Source organism: Limnospira fusiformis SAG 85.79, assembly GCF_012516315.1.
GTDB lineage: Bacteria > Cyanobacteriota > Cyanobacteriia > Cyanobacteriales > Microcoleaceae > Limnospira > Limnospira fusiformis.
In genome coordinates, this window is record NZ_CP051185.1 from 4,094,279 (window position 1) to 4,111,580 (window position 17,302).

Annotated in this window: 13 protein-coding genes; 7 read left to right on the plus strand and 6 right to left on the minus strand. The window is 47.1% G+C overall.

Annotated elements, in window-relative coordinates; genetic code table 11:
* Positions 1-24: 24 nt before the first annotated feature.
* The gene (locus tag HFV01_RS19210; protein ID WP_193520301.1) at positions 25-1,521 is read right to left on the minus strand and encodes a hypothetical protein; all 1,497 of its coding nucleotides are present in this window, start codon (positions 1,519-1,521) and stop codon (positions 25-27) included.
* A 154-nt stretch (positions 1,522-1,675) separates the two neighbouring features.
* The gene (locus HFV01_RS19215; RefSeq protein ID WP_193520302.1) at positions 1,676-2,659 is read right to left on the minus strand and encodes a GntR family transcriptional regulator; all 984 of its coding nucleotides are present in this window, start codon (positions 2,657-2,659) and stop codon (positions 1,676-1,678) included.
* A 177-nt stretch (positions 2,660-2,836) separates the two neighbouring features.
* Between HFV01_RS19215 and HFV01_RS19220 the strand changes: the two genes are divergently transcribed.
* From HFV01_RS19220 to HFV01_RS19240, 5 genes are all read left to right on the plus strand, one after another.
* Positions 2,837-3,583, plus strand: a complete 747-nt coding sequence (locus tag HFV01_RS19220) for a dienelactone hydrolase family protein (RefSeq protein ID WP_006620820.1) — start codon at positions 2,837-2,839, stop codon at positions 3,581-3,583.
* A 186-nt stretch (positions 3,584-3,769) separates the two neighbouring features.
* Positions 3,770-4,654 carry a S1 RNA-binding domain-containing protein gene (locus HFV01_RS19225; RefSeq protein WP_006620821.1) on the plus strand — a complete coding sequence of 295 codons (885 nt, stop codon included), beginning with the start codon at positions 3,770-3,772 and terminating at the stop codon, positions 4,652-4,654.
* Between the two features lie 75 nt (positions 4,655-4,729).
* Entirely contained in the window at positions 4,730-5,677 is a 948-nt protein-coding gene (locus tag HFV01_RS19230; RefSeq protein ID WP_008049260.1) for an N-acetylglucosamine kinase, read from the plus strand.
* Positions 5,678-5,964: 287 nt separating this feature from the next.
* Entirely contained in the window at positions 5,965-7,323 is a 1,359-nt protein-coding gene (locus tag HFV01_RS19235; RefSeq protein WP_193520303.1) for an MFS transporter, read from the plus strand.
* 136 nt (positions 7,324-7,459) lie between these two features.
* The gene (locus tag HFV01_RS19240; protein ID WP_006668065.1) at positions 7,460-7,948 is read left to right on the plus strand and encodes a rhodanese-like domain-containing protein; all 489 of its coding nucleotides are present in this window, start codon (positions 7,460-7,462) and stop codon (positions 7,946-7,948) included.
* Positions 7,949-8,009: 61 nt separating this feature from the next.
* Here HFV01_RS19240 and HFV01_RS19245 read toward each other — a convergent pair whose 3' ends face one another.
* On the minus strand, positions 8,010-9,644 hold the full coding sequence (locus tag HFV01_RS19245) for an energy transducer TonB (protein WP_193520304.1): 1,635 nt from the start codon (positions 9,642-9,644) through the stop codon (positions 8,010-8,012).
* A gap of 48 nt (positions 9,645-9,692) precedes the next feature.
* Positions 9,693-10,052 carry a heterocyst frequency control protein PatD gene (patD, locus tag HFV01_RS19250; protein ID WP_008049254.1) on the minus strand — a complete coding sequence of 120 codons (360 nt, stop codon included), beginning with the start codon at positions 10,050-10,052 and terminating at the stop codon, positions 9,693-9,695.
* Between the two features lie 487 nt (positions 10,053-10,539).
* Here patD and HFV01_RS19255 point away from each other — a divergent pair, with 487 nt between their 5' ends.
* Entirely contained in the window at positions 10,540-12,834 is a 2,295-nt protein-coding gene (locus HFV01_RS19255; protein WP_006668067.1) for a RelA/SpoT family protein, read from the plus strand.
* Positions 12,835-12,947: 113 nt separating this feature from the next.
* On the plus strand, positions 12,948-13,469 hold the full coding sequence (locus tag HFV01_RS19260) for a hypothetical protein (protein WP_193520305.1): 522 nt from the start codon (positions 12,948-12,950) through the stop codon (positions 13,467-13,469).
* 478 nt (positions 13,470-13,947) lie between these two features.
* Here HFV01_RS19260 and HFV01_RS19265 read toward each other — a convergent pair whose 3' ends face one another.
* Together HFV01_RS19265 and HFV01_RS19270 are read right to left on the minus strand one after the other, a co-directional pair.
* Positions 13,948-14,598, minus strand: a complete 651-nt coding sequence (locus tag HFV01_RS19265; protein ID WP_006668069.1) for a DUF3386 domain-containing protein — start codon at positions 14,596-14,598, stop codon at positions 13,948-13,950.
* Positions 14,599-14,816: 218 nt separating this feature from the next.
* Positions 14,817-17,294, minus strand: coding sequence for a CHAT domain-containing protein (locus HFV01_RS19270; RefSeq protein ID WP_193520306.1), 2,478 nt, complete (start codon positions 17,292-17,294; stop codon positions 14,817-14,819).
* Between the last annotated feature and the right edge of the window lie 8 nt (positions 17,295-17,302).

Genomic DNA, 17,302 nt, shown 5'->3' on the forward strand with positions numbered 1-17,302 from the left:
CCGCCCAATATGCTAATAGGGGTATTACATTGAGGGAAAATGAGTGCCGATTTTCTGACCGTCTGGCATATAAACTTGTAGGGGAATCTTAGCATTATCGCTAATAGACTCCAAAGCTACAATCAGTGTATTAACATGGTTTCTCGCCTGCGATCGCGGCTGTGGATTTCCCGCCCTATCTCCAGCAATTGCCGAGTTTTTAATTTGCTGAACATACTCAGAAGTTAACCGGACTGTAATCAAATCACGACTAATGCCATAATTGCAGACTTTCGGATTTCCCGCACAAGTGCGACTGAGATCCCCCCGTGCTTTTTCTAACCGCGATTCAATTTGCACCTGAGCCTGTACCCGTTGCCATGCTTCATTATAACCTCGTATTAGGGACTGCATTTCCAGGTGATAGGAACTACTCTGAGGCACATTATTAGCAAAAGAAATCGCACGACCCCAGGAGCGAGATGCTTCATTCCAGGCTTCCCTTTCTTCAAAAATGCGGGCTTGATCAGCATTATTTACCGCTCGGTTATAGGCTTCCAAACCGACCTGTTCAATAGTTTTGCGATCGCGAGCATCTTCCAAGCTGGGCTGATAACGAACCCGTAATAATTGAGCCTCCTGGTAAGCCATAGTACCCGGCGGAATCGCTGCCAGAATATTCATTGCACTTTGCCAGGTATCATAGACTGATTGCCAACTTTGCGCGTGTCTAGCGACCCCCTGACGCGCCCTGGCGACCTGTGCGGTGTTTTTTGCCCTTTCCAGGGTTTGCTGGGCTTCTCGCTCCAATGAGAGCCGCCCACGGACTGTGGCTAAATTGGCACGATATTGAGTTGAGCGGGTTTCAGCAAAGGGATAAATAATGCTCTCTGGGGTGACTTTTTGTAGTTGAGCGATCGCATCTTCCCATAACTGCTGCATTTTCAGCCAATCATCTACAGGGTGGGGGGGATTTTGACTCATTTGCGCCGCCTGTCCAGCCATAGTCAAAGCCGTGACCACAGAACTTAAATTCTGTTGTTCAGACTGATAATCCCTCAATAGCATCCGCGCCTCCAAATGATGAGGAGACCACCAGGGGATATTTTGCAGTAATGCGATCGCTCCTACCAACTCCTGACGAGCCAATCCCGGCGCTCTCGCCGTCGGTACAGTTTCGATAGTATTTTGGGATTGTTGAGCCAAACTCCTCGCCTGGTCAATTTCCCGACATTCCCCAATCACACAGGGACGGGTGAGAGTATACAAACAAGCCAAAGCCACCACCACCCCAACCCCCATTTGAGGAGAGAGCAGAATTTTCCTGAGTAAACCCGGAGATTTCTCAGAGTCACCCTCCGAGCCATCAGTCAGAACCAAATCTTCCAAATCCTGCGGGTCAAAAGGATTTTCAGCATCATCGATCGCAGTATCATACTCCGACTCATGCTCAAAAGGATTGGGTAAATCCGGGGCGACAGATGTATCCGTTGTCGGATAGTTTCTAGTCAATGATGGTTTTTCTTGAAGGGTTGCCTTCATGCTTCACTCCTAACGTAATAATAGGAAAATTGTTAGATTACAGCCTGTTCAGAAATCATCTGATCACATCTCAAAGTCCCTCTCCCCCTCTGGGATCCAGATTTAGGGTGAGGGCAATCTATTAAGCGACTGGTGAACAAGCTGTAGCGAGCCATTAATTTAAGCCTAGTTCCCGCTTGAGCAAATTAATCGACTTGCTACCGATATAATTTTCACAGCAAACCAACTGAGGGGGGCGGATAATCTCCTCACGATTAGCCAGTATGGCATCCTTAACAGCTTTGACACTAGCCTGATCGCAAATCACGACCTTAGCACTGCGAACAATAGCATTAATTTTATAGTCATTTGGCAGTTGAGCAGTCATAACTAATACATCATCCCCCCGCAGACTGTGAATAATCACCTCCGTGGCTCGTAACAACCCCGAACTGAGGCTAATAATTCCCAAATAAGTTCCTTTGGGTAACTGTTGAACCAAAGCAATTTCCTTAGCAAAATCATAAATGTCTACCGGAATGACCCGCACCGACCTCGGACCTGCTACAGCTTCCGCTTGTCCGATAAAATAGCGACTGGTGACCACAGTTCCCGACGGAACCTGTTCTATGGTTTCTGCTAGTTTTTCAATGGGTATGAGTTGGACCGGAATTTTTAGGGCGACTTCTAACTCCTGAGCCATTAACTGACCAATACCAATATCCTGGGTGGGGGCTGTGACTAAGACGCGGGCGCTACAACGTAACCGCCAGTCAATTTCCGCTAAAAATAGTTCGCGGGCTTCATTGAGGCTACAGCCTTGGGATAATAAGTTATCTAAACTCTGTTGAATAATTTGGTTAGCTTGTGGGTAATGCTCCAAAATGGGAGAACTAGCCCGGGAACCGCCTTCATGACCCAAGGCTTTCACATAAATTCCTGACCCGGCTTGGGCTTCTACTAAACCATGGTCTTCCAATTGTCGATAAACTTTACTAATCGTATTGCGGTGTAGTCCTGTCTGCATCGCCAGTTGACGGGTGCTGGGTAAGCGGTGTCCTGGGGGAAACTGGCGAGAAGCTATGGCAAACCGAATTTGGTTAAAAAGTTGATTGGAAGCAGGAATGTCGCTATCGGGTTGAATGTAAAACTGAACCATAACCAATTTCCAGAGGGTCGGTATGAGCAGACTTTAGCCTGCGGTGGGGTTTGACGGTTAGGGGAACTGTCGGGTTTGAGAGATACTTTAAAGTGTAACCAGTAAAGCATGATCAGCCCATGGATGATTTTGGGGCTGGCTTTCCTGTGTTACCGAAAATAACTGAATCATGGAATTATGGCAGATTTAGAAATTCGTACCAATCATGTTACCGTTAAAAATGGCGATCTGAATATCGCGGCTTATCTGGCGCAACCTACCCAGGGGGGACCGTATCCCGGTGTGGTGGTGATCCAAGAAATTTTTGGGGTCAATTCCCATATCCGAGATGTTACCGATCGCATTGCTGGGCTAGGATATGTGGCGATCGCTCCTGCTATTTATCAACGCTTGGCTCCCGGTTTTGAGGTCGGTTACACCGACGCAGATCTGCAATTGGGACGCAAATACAAGGAACAAACTACAGCCCCGGAACTCCTGAGCGATATTCAAGCTACTATTGATTTCCTCAAACAGCAAGATCATGTCAAAAATGCGCCCTTTGGGGCTATTGGCTTCTGTTTTGGTGGTCATGTGACTTATTTGGCTGCTACCCTCCCTGACCTGGGGGCGATCGCTTCCTTCTATGGCGCGGGAATTGTTACCGGAACTCCCGGCGGCGGACCTGCTACCGTTACTCGCACTCCCGAAATTAAAGGGACTCTGTATGGCTTCTTTGGTACCGAAGATCCTTTAATCCCTAATTCTGAGGTTGACCAAATTGAGGCGGAACTGCAAAAATATAAGATTCCCCATCGTATTTTTCGTTATCAAGCCACCCACGGTTTTTTCTGTGATCAGCGAGATAGCTATAATAAAGATGCCGCTGAAGATGCCTGGAAACAAGTTAGGGAACTGTTCGCTCAGGAACTAACCGGATCTTAGGAACTTGGGAAGGCTGGAGGGGTTGGCGATCGCATATCGCTTAACCCTTTCAATTCGGTCTACTAAATGGCTTCTCATCTTAGGATATCTTAGACTTTTGTTCTCAGAGAGCAGCCAAAACTCCGAAATCCAGGGAAAGTGCGAGAACGGGTTAAAGTGTGAATTTGTTTTGGGTTGGTTTATTCTATGACTACAGGAAATCAGTCGTTTTCAATTGATGATTTTGCCAAAGCCCTAGAAGCTCATGATTATGATTTACAAAAAGGGCAAATCGTGACAGGTCGGGTATTTGAGTATGATTCTAATGGTGCATATATTGAAATCAAAGGTGGGAAATCACCCGGATTTTTACCGATGTCCGAAATCTCCTTCACCGCAGGGGATAATCTATCGGAGATTTTACCCCTAGGTGAAGAACAAGAGTTTTTGATTATCCGTGACCAAAACTCCGATGGTCAGGTATTACTGTCTCTGCGAAAATTGCAAGTTGAAAAGGCTTGGGATCATTTGTCGGAAATATCCGAAAATTCCGAAAGTTTACAGGTAGTAGTTACTGGCGTTAATCGCGGCGGCGTGACTGTAGATGCCGATTGTTTGCGCGGATTTATTCCTCGATCGCATCTCCTGGTTCGGGATAATTTAGAGGCTTTGGTCGGTGAAACTATCACCGTCACTGTTCTCGAATTTAATCGCGATCGTGAAAAGCTGGTACTGTCTCAACGTATGGCTTCTCAATCCGTTTCCTTTAGCCAGCTTCAAGTTGGTCAACTCGTAGAGGGAACTGTCGGAAGTATTAAACCTTTTGGTGTGTTTATCGAACTAGAAGGCGTAACTGGGTTGATTCATATTAAGGAAGTTAGCCAAAAATATGTCGGTTCTCTCCCTGATATATTTACCATAGGTCAAACCGTCAAAGCCTTAGTTATTAGCCTAGAAGAGGGTCGCCAGCGCGTGTCTCTTTCTACTCGACTTCTGGAAAATTACCCCGGGGAAATTGTCGATAAATTCCCCGAAGTGATGGATTCTGCCGAAGCACGCGCCGAAAGGGCTCGCAAGTTACTTACAGCTTAAATATCGCCGAAAATCGGGCAGCTTTTTAGTTGCCCGAACCCGTGAATTAACTGATAAAGTGATGGTGATTTATTGATGGTTTATGGACTAGGAATTGATGGGGGTGGCTCGAAAACTGTTTGTCTGTTAATTGACGATCGCTATCAGGTCTTAGGTAGGGGAGAAGCTGGACCCTCGAATTATCAAAGTATCGGTTTGTCCGCCGCCACAATGGCTATTAAAAACGCTATTTCTCAAGCCGTTAGCTATCACCAACCGGGGATTTGTATTGGTAGTTTGGGGTTGGGTTTGGCGGGGGTGGGTCGCCCCGAAGATATCGAAATTGTGCGGGAATTGGTGCGACAAATTCAGTCCAATGAACAACTACAAATTAATTGGAATATTGCACCGGAAAATTTTTTTATTGGCGGCGATAGTCTGATCGCACTCGTGGGAGGGTTGGGTCATGATGTCGGAATTGTCGCTATGGCTGGGACAGGTTCTCAGGTGTTTGGACGTAACCACCACGGGAAAATAAAAAGGGTTGGTGGTTGGGGTTATATTTTGGGTGATGAAGGCGGCGGTTATGATATCGCTGTCCGGGGGTTGCGCGCCGTTATGCGATCGTTTGATGGCCGTTTACCGCCAACTCGCTTGACTCAAGAGTTACTCAATGAACTCGGTTTAAAGTCTCCTGAAAGGCTCATAGAAGCCGTTTATAGGCGTGGTTTAGGGGTGCGAGATATGGCGGCATTATCTACTATTATTGACCGCGTGGCGGCTGAGGGAGACCCCGTAGCAGAAACTATCATAACTGATGTGGCTCAGGAATTGGTTTTGGCTACTCAAGTGGCGATCGCTGATTTATTTAATTCCGGTGATTTTTGCGAAATTGTAACAGTAGGTGGCATTTGGCGCGGCTGGTCAAATTTACGCTCCGAATTTATCACTGGAATTAATGCGATCGCTCCCCAAGCTGAAATAGTATGGCCCCGTCACGAACCTGCATTAGGCGCGGCATTATTGGCTATGAAATTCAAATAACTTAACCTGAACCTTAGATAGATATATAGCCTGTTCAGAAATCATCTGATCACCTCTCAAAGTCCCTCTCCCTGTCTGGGATCCAGGATTTAGGGTGAGGGCAATTTATTAAGCGACTGGTGAACAAGCTGTATATAGCGATCGACATTTGGTATAATAGGAGTAAGCCTATAGGCAAAAAACGCACATCTGCATCTAATCATAGTTACACATTCAACACCCCCCAACTAATTCAACCCATACTCTCTCAAAATATGACCTATAACTGCTGAATAACGATTAAATTAATGACATCCCAAAAACCACATTTAACATTCTTTCAACTCATCAATATGAGTGTCGGATTTTTCGGCATTCAGTTTGGCTGGGGGTTGCAAATGGCAAATATGAGCGCCATTTTTGAACACCTAGGCGCTCAAGCCCACCAAATCCCCATTTTATGGCTGGCTGCACCACTCACCGGGCTATTTGTTCAGCCAATTATCGGTCACATGAGTGACAACACTTGGAACTTTTTAGGACGCAGAAGACCTTACTTTTTAGTCGGTGCTATTCTCAGTGCGATCGCCTTAATTTTCATGCCCAGTTCCTCCAGTCTTTGGATGGCTGCTGGTCTCTTATGGATACTAGATACCTCCGTTAATATCAGCATGGAACCCTTTAGGGCTTTTGTTGGGGATTTACTACCCGAAAACCAGCGAACGCGAGGCTTTGCTATGCAGAGTCTATTCATTGGTTTAGGGGCTGTAGTTGCTTCCATATTCCCCTGGTTTCTCAACCATGTTTTTGACATCTCATCAGTCGGAATAGACGGACAAGCAATTCCCTTAACCGTCAAATTTTCCTTTTATATCGGCGCGGCCGTTTTTTTGGGGACTGTCCTCTGGACTGTCTTAACCACCCAAGAATATCCACCCCAAGATATCCAGAACTTCAACAATCAAAATAAAGGCGGTATTCTCCAAGGCATAAAAGACATTTGGGATGCTTTCCGAGATATGCCAGAAACCATGGTACAATTGTCCTGGGTACAGTGGTTTACCTGGATGGGAATGTATTGTATTTTCCTGTATTTCCCCCCAGCAGTTGCCCGCAATATTTTTGGCGCAGTTGATCAGGATTCCCTATTATATTCTGAGGGGATAGAATGGGCTGGACTTTGTATCGCCGCTTATAATGCCGTCTGTTTCGGGTTCTCCTTTATCTTACCCCAAATAGCAAAATCCACTAATCGCCAAATTGCCCATTCTTTCTGCTTAATATGTGGGGCGGTTGGATTATTCTCTCTGGCGACCATTGATAATCAATACTTCCTATTCCTACCAATGATTGGTATAGGTATTGCTTGGTCTAGTATTCTATCTATGCCTTATGCTATGTTGGTGGGATGTCTACCACCAGACCGGACAGGTATATATATGGGGATTTTCAATTTCTTTATCGTCTTACCACAAATCACCGTCTCTCTCGGGTTTGGTTGGGTGATGCGAAATCTCCTGAATAATGACCGCCTATCTGCTGTGATTATTGGTGGTGTATTTTTCCTAATGGCGGCTGCTTTGACTCAGCGGGTACAACCAGCATCAACTATGCTTGAAAGTCCTAAGCAACCTGTCACCCAAGCTGATATTACTACCTCTACTTAATTGGTGGCTGTTGGTCTCGCAGGTTAATCTCTCTGAGGCTGGGAATCTACTTTACAGATGCCGATATGGTTTAATAGGGTTGGGGGTAGTTTTGTGGCTACCCTACAACCATCGACCATTGATCTGGTTTGGAATTATGAAACTCAAAAAAGCGCTTTTAGTAATTAGTATCTGCTGCTGGGGATTACTTTTTCCGGTGTGGAATTGGGGGATAATTCCCCCCGCTGAGGCTGCCAAAACACCCGTCATTATTACCCCCAGCGAGGAAGTTTCCCAGGGTGTTGATCAGTTTATTCATAAGTTGCCCCGCGACTATTATAACATAAATAAAATCGCCAAGGTTAAAAAACTTTCCCAAAGCGATCGCGCCTTATTTATTGATGTCCGAGAACCCTCCGAATACAGGCAAGGTCATATCCAAGGAGCAATTAATATTCCCCTACGGACCCTCACCGAACGCCTAGACGATATTCCCCATGACCGCCAGGTGGTTATTTACTGCTCCAGTGGCTACCGGACAGGCATTGCCGTAGCTTCCTTACAACTATTAGGCTACAACAATATCAAAGGATTTGCCCCCAGTATTAATGGCTGGAAAGAAGCAGGAGAACCCTTAGAAAAATAGTCCTCAATCCTCTATTTTCTCATCGGAAAACTGCCCCTTCTCCAACTCTCATAACTCATCACTAATCAATAAATTCCTCCGAAAATTGCTCGGGATTTTCCAGAGAATCCTGTAGTTGTTGAAGTATTGAGCCAGAATGCACCTCTGGTTCCGGTTGTGGTTCCGGTTCGCGGACACTTTCCGGGGCTAATTCTGGGTTAAATTCCTGTTGTGGTTGCGGTTGTGGTTGCGGTTGTGGTTCCGGTTCGCGGACACTTTCCGGGGCTAATTCTGGGTTAAATTCCTGTTGTGGTTGCGGTTGTGGTTGCGGTTGTGGTTGCGGTTGTGGTTGCGGTTGTGGTTCCCGGACACTTTCCGGGGCTAATTCTGGGGAAGCAGCCGGAGCCGGAGCCGGAGCCGGAGCCGCAGCGGGAGCCGGAGCCATTGACCGACAATTCTCGCTATCGAAATTAAAAGCATACTGATAAGCAATAGGGCGACCCTGACCCTCAAAGGGAATATTGGCAATAGCTGCCACCGCCGCATCATCCAAAATCCGATAACCCGTTCCCCTTAATAAGCGGGGTCCGGCAATTACGCCACCATCAGAACCAATCATCACACCGACCAAGGCTTGACCGCTGAGATTTTGCTCACAGGCTTCTGCTGGATATAGTGCCGAGATAGTGCGAGGTTGGCTGGTGTCCAAGTCAGGATAATCTGGCAGCATCGACAGCACCCATTCTACATAGGCTCCTCCCCCTTCTAACATGGCATATTGACTATCGGAAACCTCCCCGGTAGGCGTAGGTGGTGCAACCGCATCATCAGAAGAAGGAGAACCAACAGCCTCGGCGCGGCGCTGGTTGTCTGCCTCTAGTCTAGCTAATATTGAACCCCGCCCATCAGGTTGTTGTACTTGGGTTTCCGGGGTGAACTCCTGGGTAGGTTCCCCAGAGCCCCCAGATTCCCTAGGTATTCGGGGAGGTTGATTATAGTTAGGGTCATGTTCAGGAAACCGAGGCCTAGGCGGAGGGGGTGGCAACATGGAAAACTGCTCCTCGAGTAATCGTTGTTCCTCCGGTGACAGATGACTAAATCGAGGATTATTTTGTAGGCGCGACAATTCCTCACTGTTTCGGTCCCATGGAAAACTGGGTTGAGCAGGTGGGGTTTGATAAAACTCAATAGGTGGCGGCGAACTAAATTGAGCAGGCGGCGGGGAGGAAGTCTGAACAGGGGGTAAAAATGTACTATTGCTGGGATTGTTGAATATTTGGGGGGGTCCACTGGGGACGACACCAAAAGGATAATCCCTCGGTTGTGGCAATGTGGAGGGAAAAACGGGAAGTTGTTGGGCTGAGGGAGGAAATGGGGATGGGGTGGGGGCGCTACCCCACATCGCTAAGGACGGAGGTTCAGGAAAGGGGGTAAAGGAAAATTGGGGCGGCGGTGCTGGAAAAACCTGGTCAATTTGACTAGGAGATAGTTCCACCAGTTCTACACTGGGGGGTAATTGCACAGTATTTGGATAAAGACGGATATTTTCCAGGTTGAGAGCAAATACGGCGTGTAAACCAAGGGATGCAAGCACAGCAACCGTGGTGGGTTGACGGACGAGTGAGGGAATGTAGGAAATGGCGGAAGTGGTAGCAGTCATGGTCAAACCTGTTAAATCCAAATCAATATCGGGAGCTGTTGCTGTACTCGATCGCATTTACTGTTTTAGCACGATTAGTTTTAATCGTGGGGACTTAATTAATCCTTAATTATCTGTGGTTTTGTCTAACACAACTGTGGAATATCCAATTAGAATGGAAATGCGATCGCGCATAGAAGCAAGTCGCTCCCGGGTGGTAGCACTATGGCGCGAGGCTTTCAGAAATCTTAGGTCTAATCCCAACAATCGCATCTGCTTATGGGTTTCTGTAATGTAGGACTGAAGTTGTAGCTGGCTGTCACTATCGCATAGCTGCATAATTCGACTCTCAAACACCGTCTGAACCTCGCCAAAGGCTTCAGTCATCTGATTTACATCGGATTGGTCAGAAACCATGGTTTTTTGGAGTTTTTCCAAAGATTGCCTGAATTGTGCGATCGCTTTATGGAACTCCTTTGTTAACATAATGTTAAGAAGTTTGTCTATTATTTAACCATCATAGACAAAAATTGTACCTAACAGCTACCCAGCCTACCCCAGGTTAATCTAGCTTAATCGTGATCCCTATGCAATTAGCATCCAATTGGGTTAATTGTTGTGGTTCGCGGCTATGGGCGATCGCCCTATAGGGGTATACAGGGATATGTGGGGAATATCTGGGGGATAAGTTAGGATATTTCCCAAAGCGTGAAAACATCCCCTATTCAGAGCGATCGCTCCCGGAACCACCAGCTAAAGGCCTGTGTGTGGGAGTATGAATCGCTAACCCAATAGTAGCATCGCCGCCGGGGTTGTGGAAACTCCCGCGGTCAAATCATCGATTATTTTTTCCATTACTGACTGCTGTTAGTCAGGAGAAAGCCCTATTTTACTCTGGGTCCCCAGTCCCACATATTTTGTATCCAAAACTACAAAGTCATCAAGTATCTGTAATTGAATAGGCATAAATACCATGAACATCAAAACTCTATCATCCTCAAACACCTACGAATGCTCAGTTCCCGACTGGCTACAACATTGTTTGGACAACTCCCACAGCCTGGAGTCATCAGATACGCCGTCATTTTCTCCAGACAATGATCTGATCTCGCGCGCTTTCCTATTCGCCTACCAACTACATAAGGGACAATATCGCAAATCAGGGGAACCTTATATTAACCATCCCATTGCTGTAGCAGGTATCCTGAGATTTTTAGGTAGTGATACGGCTATGGTGGCGGCGGGTTTTCTACACGACATCATCGAAGATACTGATGTCACTCCGGAAGAATTAGAAAGCCACTTCGGGCCAGAAGTCCGCCATTTAGTGGAAGGCGTGACCAAACTATCTAAGTTTAACTTTTCTAATACCACAGAACGCCAAGCTGAGAATTTCCGGCGAATGTTTCTGGCTATGGCTCAAGATATTCGAGTGATTGTGGTTAAACTAGCCGATCGCCTCCATAATATGCGAACTCTGGAATTTATGTCAGAATCGAAACAGCGAAGTATTGCTTTAGAAACTCGCGAAATTTTTGCCCCGTTAGCGAACCGTTTGGGGATTGGTCGTCTGAAGTGGGAATTGGAAGATTTAGCCTTTAAATATATAGAACCGGAAGCCTACCGCGAAATTCAAATCCGCGTAGCTGACCGCCGCGCTACTCGGGAAGAAAAACTAGCAGCCTTGGCGGATATTTTACGCGATCGCATGGAAAAATCGGGGATTCGATGTTATGAAGTAACCGGTCGTCCTAAGCACCTTTATGGCATCTATAAAAAGATGCAAGAACGTCACAAACAGTTTCATGAGATTTATGATATTGCCGCCCTGCGTTTAATCGTAGAAACTAATGAGGAATGTTATCGGGCTTTAGCCATAGTTCATGATTCTTATCGCCCCATTCCCGGACGTTTTAAAGATTATATCGGACTGCCAAAACCCAACCGTTATCAGTCTCTACACACGGGAGTTATCGGGAACACTGGTCGCCCGGTAGAAGTGCAAATTCGCACGGTAGAAATGCACCATATAGCGGAATATGGAATTGCTGCCCATTGGAAATATAAGGAAACTGGCGGCTCGGAATTTGGCAAATTAACAGAAACCGATGAGAAGTTTACCTGGTTACGGCAACTACTGGAATGGCAAAGCGATCTGAAAGATGCTCAGGAATATTTAGATACGGTTAAAAATAACCTCTTTGATGAGGATGTTTATGTGTTCACCCCTGATGGTGATGTGATGGCTTTGAGCAATGGTGCCACTACGGTAGATTTTGCCTATCGGGTGCATAGTGAAGTGGGCAATCATTGCAAGGGGGCGAAGGTTAATGAACGGATGGTTCCCCTAGATACGGTGTTAAAAAATGGGGATATTGTCGAGATTTTAACCAATAAAAATAGCCACCCTAGTTTAGACTGGTTGAATTTTGTCAGAACTAGCACGGCTAAAAATCGTATCCGTCAATGGTATAAGCGATCGCATCGTGATGAAAATATCGCCAGAGGTCGGGAACTTTTAGAGAAAGAAATGGGTCGGAATGGTTTGGAATCTCTACTGAAATCCGCCCCGATGCAAACAGTGGTTCATCGCTGCAATTATCACAGTGTTGATGATTTATTAGCTGCTTTGGGTTATGGGGAAATTACCCTGAAACAGGTGGTGCATCGACTCCAGGATGTCGTGAAAGCTAATAGTCCGGTTCCAGAAGTTTCGATGGAACAGGCGGCTAATAACCTACAAATGCAGAATTTAGCCCCTCGAAATACATTACATGGGTCTGTACCTACTTCTACATCTTCTAGCAAGTCTCCCATAGCCGGGGTAGAGGGGTTAATGTACCATATCGCGGGATGCTGTAATCCGATTCCTGGAGAGCCAATTATTGGGACTGTGACCCGGACTCGTGGCATTTCCATTCACCGCCAAGGCTGCCATAATGTTAGCAAGGTTAGTGGCGATCGCCTAGTTCCAGTTAGTTGGAATCCTACCCCCATTGACCAAGGACGACCCAAAACTTATCCGGTGAAAATTCAGATTGAGGTATTAGACCGGGTGGGGGTACTCAATGATATTTTATCTCGACTCAAAGACAACAATATCAACGTTTGTAGCGCTCAGGTTAAGACGTTTCGCGACGCTCCGGCTTTAATTGAGTTGGGTATCGAAATATGCGATCGCAATCAATTTGAGCAGACCTGTCTACAAATTAAAAATATCAGTGATGTTCTCAACTTGCGTCGCATGAACCGAGGCGATCAAAGCTAGGCTAAATTCGCCAATCCACAGAGAGGCGGCTTCCCACATTTGGGCGACTTCTGGGCGCCCAGCCGCCTCCTTGGGAAAAGGCTGTAGCTGCATCAACTAACCACAGCCCCTAGGTGATTAACTGGATCGGGATTATCGGGTGGGGCGGGTTTATTCACCAAATCGGGGTGGGGCGGGTTTATCAAAATCCGGGTTGTGAATTGGAATTCCCGGCGGAACCCGCCCCTACGTCGGTTGGGGCGGGTTTATTCACCAAATCGGGGTGGGGCGGGTTTATTCACCAAATCGGGGTGGGGCGGGTTTATCAAAATCCGGGTTGTGAATTGGAATTCCCGGCGGAACCCGCCCCTACGTTGGGTGGGGCGGGTTTATTCACCAAATCCTGGTGGGGCGGGTTTATTCACCAAATCGGGGTGGGGCGGGTTTATCAAAATCCGGGTTGTGAATTGGAATTCCCGGCGGAACCCGCCCCTACGTTGGGTGGGGCGGGTTTATTCACCAAATCCTGGTGGGGCGGGTTTATTCACCAAATCGGGGTGGGGCGGGTTTATCAAAATCCGGGTTGTGAATTGGAATTCCCGGCGGAACCCGCCCCTACGTTGGGTGGGGCGGGTTTATCAAAATCCGGGTTGTGAATTGGAATTCCCGGCGGAACCCGCCCCTACGTTGGGTGGGGCGGGTTTATTCACCAAATCCTGGTGGGGCGGGTTTATTCACCAAATCGGGGTGGGGCGGGTTTTCAAAATCCGGGTTGTGAAACCCCCAAACATAAATCAAAAATTCCCGGCGGGAACCCGCCCCTACGTTGGGTGGGGCGGGTTTATCAAAATCCGGGTTGTGAATTGGAATTCCCGGCGGAACCCGCCCCTACGTTGGGTGGGGCGGGTTTATTCACCAAATCGGGGTGGGGCGGGTTTATTCACCAAATCGGGGTGGGGCGGGTTTATCAAAATCCGGGTTGTGAATTGGAATTCCCGGCGGAACCCGCCCCTACGTTGGGTGGGGCGGGTTTATTCACCAAATCGGGGTGGGGCGGGTTTATTCACCAAATCGGGGTGGGGCGGGTTTATCAAAATCCGGGTTGTGAATTGGAATTCCCGGCGGAACCTGCCCCTACGTCGTGGCTTTGTTCAAAAGTTGGATGTTGGAGAAGGTAAAGCGATCGCTCCGATCGCTTTCTGGGTTGTGGATAATCCGCTGATTGAGGATTTGATACTTACCCACTTGGGTATAGGAATCTTCAAAATCGCTTTTTTCCCCCTTCTGTTCCCCCGTTTTGGGGTCATGATAAACCGAATCATAACGGTGGGAAAGATAACCCTCCGGCGTTTGGTGGCTGCTGTGGGTGTAGATGGTCACTACCACCCCGTGAATGTGACGATGCACCATGCAGACCTCATTATTGCGGAGTTGGTAGCGATCGCCTTCTCCTTTCCCGCCGATAATGATTTCCACCGCCCCGGTTTCGTCGGTTTCGCCATAGCTAAACGTATTTTCTCCATGTACCGATTCAAAATCCCGACGTACCCGGTGGATCGCCGTTTCCCAAAGTTGTCCATGGATAGCCTTTTGCGCCGCCTCGTCAGCAACATCTAACACTTCCGCCTTCATGTCCGCCCCTACCTTCGCGCGACCATGAATCACCTTGCCATCATGTTCGTAGGTGATATCAGCAGTATAGCCTGGGAAATCGGCATCCCAGGTGTAGCGATTTTCATAAGCCGCCCGGAAAAGTTCGCGTGCAGAAACTTGTGTAGCCGTCATAAATACTCCTAGTGTGAAGATGAACAATTGTTAATTAGTATAAACCATTACCAGCATATCCCCTTGGTGGGGTATTGCGCCCTGGCGATCGGGTTTTCCTCCCCCTAGCGGTTTCTCCCGGTCTGGTAACGGTCATTCATTCACCGGGAAATTTCCTCCCCCGCTACAGTTTCCCGTAGGGGGGTCACAAACCAGGAGTCAGAAACGGGGTTGTATTTCTATTTGAGAGATTCTCCAATGAGGGTAAAAGCTGCCCAATGTTTGGGTTGAGGATATTCTTCCATAGTGGTCAACATCGCTTGTCGTAAAGCCACAGCCCGATCGCCTTTTTCGGGTAGAAGTCGATAAAATTCCTGCATTAATTTTGCCGTGGGTTCATCGGTGGCTTGCCATAAAGAGACAATCACACTTTCCGCCCCCGCACCAATAAACGCACGAGATAATCCGATGATACCATCACCTGTAATTCTGCCGCCACCTGTGTTACAAGCACTTAAAACCACCAAGGAAGCTGTTAAATTCAATCCCATGATTTCCTCGGAACTCAGAAACCCTTGATCGCCATCACTGGGAGTTAGTGCGATCGCTCCTAAAACACCCCCAGACTCACTAAAATCATCCAATAAGCCGTGGGTTGCCAAATGCACGATCGCCGCCGCATTAATGCGTTCCAAAACCTCTGATTTCGTGGCTGCACTACCAATTAACGCTTCTGTATTCAACATAGAGGCGATGGCGATCGCTTCCGCTTCTGCACCCGGTAAATTAGCTAATCTCTCCGGTCCTTCTCCCGGTTGTATCGACAATTTTGGCATCACGGGATTGCCCACCACTAGAGCATTTATGGGGTTAGTGCTTCTGTTGGGCATCCGGTTTTCTGCCAGTTGGCGAGTCAATTTTAACACTTGAATTGCTGGGGCGGTCAGAATAGTATGCTGAGTAATTAAATAGCGATCGCTTTCATCCAGTAACGCCGGAAACGGCACAAACAATAACTCCTGGTGGGGGATGAATATCACCTTCTCTTCTGGATTTTGGGGGAGTAAATCGGCGATCGGTTTTATCAGCACATCATGCAGTTGTCGCAGGTGACTCTCGCGGAGATTTCGGGTAGAAATGGTCGGCAGATTTTCCGTGATCACCTGGTGAGTTCCCCGCACCAAAGCCGTTAGTAAACTTTCCGCTTCCGAGTCCGTCCCCTCCGCCAAAAAAGGCACTAAAGTATCCCTAAAGGTTTCTAATTGGCTTAAATTGACTTCCCGAAATGTGATGTTTCCCGTCGGTTGCACCACCCAGATAAACAAAGCCGAATTTTCCCCGAAATTATCACTAATAATCGAATATTGAACTAGGGTAGCATTTTGCTGTCCTGCCACTTTTTGAATGTCCGAAATTGTCATCGGCGGATTATTTACCCGCGCATATTCTGCGACCGCTTCAGGAGATAATTGCTGGGCGATTAATTCCAGGAAAGCACGGGCGCGTCCTCTCTCCGCAATTTCTAAGGCGATTTCCGGTTTATTGGCGCTAATTAATGCTTTTTGTAGTATACTATAACTAGACCGATATTTATCGAAAATCGAGACTTTATTAATATCGCTCAAGCCGGGTCGCAGAGATTCTAATGCGTCAATTGCGGCGTATAAGGTTTGGGTAGCTTCCGCGATTTTTCCAGCTTCAAATAAGGCGACACCTTTATTGTTGAGGGTGACAGCAATTCCGGCTGTATTCCGTAAATTTCGCCGAATTTCTAAGGCGCGATCGTAAAATTCTATGGCTTGGGAATAGTCCCCCATTAATCGATGAACTGAGCCGATATTATTCAAGGCTTGACCCTGGGAATCTTCTTCACCGATCGCCCTCATAATTTCTAATCCTTGATTGTACAATTCCAAGGCTTGGGAATAGTTGGCTAATTTCTCATAAGCAGCCCCCATATTCAACAGAGTTTGACCAACCCCGACAGTATCTCCTCTTTCCGAGGCGATCGCTAACCCTTTGGCATAGAATTCTAACGCTTGGGAATATTCCCCCAGAGCATGATAAACCGCCCCCATATTAGCGAGAGTAATTCCCACCGCAACATCATCATCTTCTTGTGCAAATAGCGCCCCGGCTTGTTGAAAATAAATCAGGGCTTTTTGAGGTTGTCCCAAAGCCCGATAAATGTTCCCAAGATTATTATAAATAACCGCCCAACCATAATAGTCTTCTGCTGGCAAAACTTCCATGGCTTGCTGATAAATATCCAGGGCGGCGGGATAGTTAGCTTGGGAGTAAGAAAGCGCCCCCAAATTCATCAGAGTTTGGCTAATTCCCTGTCTGTCGTTAATATTTTGGCTAATAGTTAAAGCCTCGTTTAAAAAATGCCCAGCCTGGGGATAATTGCCCAAATGGCGATAGACAATACCGATCTCATTTAAGATTACCGCCTCTAGTTGGCGATCGCCTTCAAAACGCACCTTTTGCAAAGCGCGATCGAAGGTTATCAACGCTTCTTTCAACTCACCGCGATCGACCTGTTTATATCCGTGTTCATACAATTCTATCGCTTCACTGACCCCACCTTCTCCCCTTTCTTGTGCCAAAACTGGCAGCCCTATTACCGGGAAGGAAAGAAATTTGATAAACTCAATTTTACCCAGAGTCAGAAACCCAATCAGGAACACACAGGACCAATTTTTTTTGAGAGGCATTTTAGTTA